This is a genomic window from Lysinibacillus sphaericus OT4b.31 (assembly GCF_000392615.1).
GTDB classification, from domain to species: Bacteria; Bacillota; Bacilli; order Bacillales_A; family Planococcaceae; genus Lysinibacillus; species Lysinibacillus sphaericus_B.
Genome location: NZ_KB933400.1, coordinates 1 through 303, shown reverse-complemented (window position 1 = coordinate 303; position 303 = coordinate 1). Strand labels below are relative to the sequence as shown.

Genomic DNA, 303 nt, shown 5'->3' with positions numbered 1-303 from the left:
TTTTTTTCAGTTTTCAAGGTTCATGTAAATCATATTGCTATCTCCAAGAGACAACTTCTATATCATAACTCTTGTAAGATTAAATGTCAATATGTTTTTTAAAAGTATTTTTTTGGAGCGGGCCGTTCCGCCACGACCGCATTCAATTAGTAACTTTTTTATTATACTATGATAATTTGAAATGTCAAGTCTTTTCCTTAAAAATGATGAGCCATGAAGGACTCGAACCTTCGACCCTCTGATTAAAAGTCAGATGCTCTACCAACTGAGCTAATGGCTCAAAACAAAAAAGAATGGCTGGGG

1 tRNA gene is annotated in these 303 nt (G+C 34.7%); it reads right to left on the bottom strand.

The annotated features are described in order from the left end of the window. Positions 1–207: 207 nt before the first annotated feature. Positions 208–280 (bottom strand) — tRNA-Lys (locus tag H131_RS18995). Positions 281–303: the final 23 nt, after the last annotated feature.